Origin of the sequence: Protofrankia sp. CiP1_Cm_nod1, assembly GCF_920888515.1 — a bacterium.
In the GTDB taxonomy this organism is placed as follows: Bacteria; Actinomycetota; Actinomycetes; order Frankiales; family Frankiaceae; genus Protofrankia.
This window is the reverse complement of sequence record NZ_CAKKTM010000360.1, coordinates 2,072-5,710: the sequence shown is the minus strand read 5'-3', so window position 1 is coordinate 5,710 and position 3,639 is coordinate 2,072. Positions and strand designations below refer to the sequence as shown.

Sequence of the window (3,639 nt, the reverse complement as noted above, 5' to 3'; positions counted from 1 at the left end):
CCCGTGGGACGAACCGGCTGACGTTGCCCTCGTCCGGACGCGGACGAGCACTCGCGCCCGCCTCCGACGAACCCGCGCACCCACGGAGCGGACCCCGCGTGACGGCCAGCTCTCGAGGTAGGGGTCCCCAAATTTTTCGCCGGGTGGGGCTGGGGTGGGGTTCGGGTGGGGGAGGGCTGGTTGGGGGGTGTGGGTGTTTCTCGTCCGCGATCTCGTGGGAGATCGCGGACCCCGCGTGACGGCCAGCTCTCGAGGTAGGGGTCCCCAAATTTTTCGCCCAAGCGAAAAATTTGGGGTCTACCGGATCTTTCCGCCGCGGGGGATGTTGCGGGGGATGGGGCCCTTGGGGATGGGCAGGGTCGGTGAGGTCACCGCCCGTAGCCGTCGCGCCAGGGGGTCGACCTCGCCGCGCCGCAGGGTGCGGGGCAGCCGCATCAGTGTCAGCCGCAGTTTCGGCAGGGGCACCTCGCCGGGGCCGCTGCCGATCACGATGTCGTGGATGGGCGTCTCGCCGACCACCTTGCGGACGCGGCGGACCTCGGTGCCGAGCAGGTCGCGCTGGCCGCGTCCCCGGCCCTCAGCGATGATCACTACGCCGGCGCGGCATACCACACGGTGCACGACGTCCTGGTTGCGGTTGACCGCCACGGCGGGGGTGAGCCGCCAGTCGCCGCGCATCCGTTCGATGATCCCGGCGGCGGCGCCGGGCTGGCCCTCCATCTCGGCGTAGGCGGTCTTCTGGACCCGGCGGCTGAAGACGTTCACGGCGCCGAGCAGCCCCAGCACGATCCCGACCGGCAGCCACGTCCACAGTGGGCCGACGAGGAGCCCGAGCAGCACGCCGACGATCCCCAGCGGGATCACCAGGCCGAGCAGTGACCACCACACCACGTGCGGGTCACGCTGCCGGGTGAGCCGGAACACCGTCCGTAGCTGTGTGAGGCGCCCCGCTCTGCCTGCCCCGCGCTCGGCCCCTTTCCCGCGTCCGCTTCCCGCAGTGGTTCCCGCCGCGGCGGGCGCCCTGCCGCCGGATCTGTTTGTGCGCGCCATGACCGCGAGCCTACGACCTGGATCGGGCACGGCTCGATCCGTGGTGCCCGGTGAGCCGGCCGGGGGTCAACGCTCGGTCGCGATGGCCACCCGTCCCGTGCCCTGCGGCCTGGTGCGCACGACCTTCCAGCCGGCCTCGCCGTGCCGGCCGGCACCCACCTGCAGGTCGGCGGCGGCGCGCCAGGCGTTGCGGCGCGCCGTCCGCTGGCCGCCGTGGGGGAGGAGGAGAAGAGTCACTTCTTCGACGGCGGTCAGTAGTGATTTCAGCAGGATCACGTAGATCTCCCAGGCCGGTCGGACGCGCTGTCGGTCATGATCTCGTTCTTGGTCTGCTCGCTGCGCAATGGTTACTGCCGGATGACACTAGTGCCACCGCGGCGGGCCTACCACCGCGTTTATTACTCTGCGTAGTTCGGGTGGCCAGGGGCGGGAATGTCCGTTCTGACGCCTCCCGTGTCCGGACGGGGCTGCTCGGACGCCCGCGGACGGGCGTGCGTGGTGCCGGTCGCGGTGCCGGTCGCGGTGCCGGTCGCGGTGCCGGTCGCGGTGCTGGTCGCGGTGCTGGTCGCGGTGCCGGCCGGGAGGCCGACGACGGAGCCGGCCGGGACGGTGGCCTCACCCCCGGCTCCGTTGCCGGTCGTGTTCCCGGCCGCGTCGCCGCGTCGCTCGACCGCCTGCTGGTACATCCGGCCGGCGCGGTAGGAGGAGCGCACCAGCGGGCCGGCGAGCACGCCGACGAACCCCATCCGCTCGGCCTGCGCGCGCAGCTCGACGAACTCCTCGGGACGCACCCAGCGCTCCACCGGGTGGTGGCGGGGAGTGGGCCGCAGGTACTGGGTGATGGTCAGCAGCTCACAGCCGGCGGCGAGCAGGTCGGCCATGGTCGACAGGATCTCCGCGGGCTCCTCGCCGAGCCCCAGGATCAGGTTGGACTTGGTCACCAGGCCCGCGTCCCGGGCCCGCCGGAGCACCTCCAGCGACCGCTCGTAGCGGAACCCGGGCCGGATGCGCCGGAACACCCGCGGCACCGTCTCGATGTTGTGGGCCAGCACCTCGGGCGCCGCCCCGAAGACCTCGGCGAGCTGCTCCGGACGGGCGTGGAAGTCGGGGATGAGCAGTTCGACACGGGTGCCCGGGCAGGACGTGTGGATCTCGCGGACCGTCTGCGCGTACAGCCACGCCCCGCCGTCGGGCAGGTCGTCGCGGGCCACCCCGGTCACGGTCGCGTAGCGCAGGCCCATCGTCCGCACCGATTCGGCGACCCGGCGCGGCTCGTCGGTGTCGAAGGCCGCGGGGCGTCCCGAGTCGATCTGGCAGAAGTCGCACCGGCGGGTGCACACCTCGCCGCCGATGAGGAAGGTCGCCTCCCGGTCCTCCCAGCACTCGTAGATGTTCGGGCAGCCGGCCTCCTCACACACCGTGTGCAGGCCCTTGTCGTGGACGAGTCCCTTGATGTCGGAGTACTGCGGGCCGGTCCGCATCCGGGTGCGGATCCACGGCGGCTTGCGCTCGATCGGCGTGGCCGTGTTACGGGCCTCCAGCCGCAGCATCCGCCGGCCCTCGGGGGCCGGAACCGCCACCGCGGTGCCGGTCGGCGTGGCGGTGGTGACCGCGGTGGCGGTCGGCGTGGCGCTGGCGGTCGTGGTGTCGATGGTCATCGGGCCAGCTCCGGCTCCCGCGTCGGCGACACGCCGCCGGGCGCTGGCGGGCCGTCCGCGCCCGGCGCCGGCGGGCCGGTCGTGCTCGGTACCGGCAGACCGGTCGCGCTCGGTGACCTGGCGATGAAGGCCGTCAGCGTCTCGACCATGTGGCGTTCCACGACGGACAGGGCCTCCTCGACGGTCACGGCCCGGCCGAGCTCCCGGCTCAGGCTGCTCACCCCGGCGTCGGAGATGCCGCACGGGACGATCCTGGTGAAGGCGCCGAGGTCCGGGCTGCAGTTGAGGGCGAAACCGTGGTAGGCGACCAGGTAGCGCACCCGGATGCCGATCGCCGCGAGCTTGCGCTCCCCGTCGGCGGTCCACACCCCGGTGCGCCCGGCCACCCGGACGGCCGGCACCCCGAACTCCGCGCAGACCGCGATCAGCGCTTCTTCGAGGGCGCGGACGTAGGCGACCACGTCCAGCGGCCTGGGCAGCCGCAGCACCGGGTAGCCCACGAGCTGCCCCGGGCCGTGCCATGTGATCTTGCCACCCCGGTCGACGTCCACCACCGGGGTGCCGTCGAAGGGGCGTTCCCACGGCTGGGTGCGCCGGCCGGCGGTGTAGACGCTGGGATGTTCCAGGAGGATCAGGGTGTCGGCCGCCTCGTCGGCGATCCGCCGGTCGGCCAGCGCGCGCTGCAACCGCCACGCCTCGTCGTAGGGCATCAGGCCTGGGCGCATGACCTCCATGAAAATGAGGCTACGCTCACCTGCGGTGTCCTCCCAGCTCCCGCGGCAGGACACCGTGGGCGTCACACTTCCGGCAGCACCCGAGGGGTGACCGGCGTTTCCCGTACACCGGCGGCTGTACCACCGGCAGCCGCGCCGCCATTCGCCGTACCGCCGCCGGTCACGCCGCCTTCGGCTGTGCCGCCTTCGGCTGTGCC

Annotated in this window: 3 protein-coding genes and 1 pseudogene; all 4 read right to left on the bottom strand. The window is 72.8% G+C overall.

Features of this window, described 5'->3' with window-relative positions; translation table 11 throughout:
- Window positions 1-297 precede the first annotated feature (297 nt).
- The 4 genes and pseudogenes from NBX02_RS16250 to lipB all read right to left on the bottom strand — a co-directional run bounded on the left by NBX02_RS16250 (window position 298) and on the right by lipB (window position 3,442).
- A complete protein-coding gene (locus NBX02_RS16250; RefSeq protein WP_445548474.1) occupies window positions 298-924 on the bottom strand; it encodes a DUF4191 domain-containing protein in 627 nt (208 codons plus the stop codon).
- A gap of 192 nt (window positions 925-1,116) precedes the next feature.
- A complete protein-coding gene (locus NBX02_RS16245; RefSeq protein WP_250287130.1) occupies window positions 1,117-1,326 on the bottom strand; it encodes a hypothetical protein in 210 nt (69 codons plus the stop codon).
- A 377-nt stretch (window positions 1,327-1,703) separates the two neighbouring features.
- Window positions 1,704-2,708: pseudogene (gene lipA, locus NBX02_RS16240) on the bottom strand (lipoyl synthase); the annotation flags it as partial.
- Window positions 2,705-3,442, bottom strand: coding sequence for a lipoyl(octanoyl) transferase LipB (lipB, locus tag NBX02_RS16235; RefSeq protein WP_250292049.1), 738 nt, complete (start codon window positions 3,440-3,442; stop codon window positions 2,705-2,707). The pseudogene lipA and the gene lipB, both read right to left, overlap by 4 nt.
- Window positions 3,443-3,639 lie beyond the last annotated feature (197 nt).